Here is a 609-nt window from a genome sequence, read left to right as displayed (position 1 = left end):
CCGTCATGCCGATCACGCTCGACTTCGCGCGCGCCAGTTCGACCAGCGCGTGACCGAACGGCGCGGAGCGCGTGAGCTGCCCTTCGCCCGCGATCGACGCGATCATCGCCGAGGTCTTCAGGCGCGGTTTCTTTGCAACGGTGTTCATGCTTGTCTCCCGGCTTCGAGTGCTTCGAGCGCGAGCTGCCACTCGTCGGCATCGACGCGGATGAAGTGGTTTTTCTCGCGCGCTTCGAGGAACGGCACGCCACAGCCCATCTTCGTATCGCAGACGATGATGCGCGGTTGCGGCTTGTCGTGATGGCGCGCGTTGTCGAATGCGCGCTTCACCGCCTCGATGTCGTTGCCGTCCACGCGCTGCGTGTACCAGCCGAACGCTTCGAGCTTCTCGACGAGCGGCTCGAACGCCATGATCTGCGTGGACGGACCGTCGGCCTGCTGGTTGTTGACGTCGACGATCGCGATCAGGTTGTCGAGCTTCCAGTGCGCGGCGGACATCAGACCCTCCCAGACCGCGCCTTCGTCGAGTTCGCCGTCGGAGAACAGCGTGTAGACGAAGGAGTCCGAAGCTTTGCGCTTCAAGCCAAGGCAGCGGCCGACCGCGATCGT

Annotated in this window: 1 protein-coding gene and 1 pseudogene; both read right to left on the bottom strand. The window is 64.2% G+C overall.

Annotated features, from left to right (window positions below; all coding sequences use genetic code 11):
* Positions 1–148 (bottom strand): annotated as a pseudogene (locus CI15_RS37760) (transketolase family protein); the annotation flags it as partial.
* Positions 145–609, bottom strand: a 465-nt coding sequence (locus CI15_RS20770; RefSeq protein WP_241495884.1) for a thiamine pyrophosphate-dependent enzyme, incomplete at its 5' end; no start/stop codon positions are given. The gene CI15_RS20770 and the pseudogene CI15_RS37760, both read right to left, overlap by 4 nt.

Origin of the sequence: Paraburkholderia monticola (assembly GCF_001580545.1) — a bacterium.
GTDB classification, from domain to species: domain Bacteria; phylum Pseudomonadota; class Gammaproteobacteria; order Burkholderiales; family Burkholderiaceae; genus Paraburkholderia; species Paraburkholderia monticola.
This window is presented reverse-complemented; position numbering and strand designations above follow the sequence as displayed.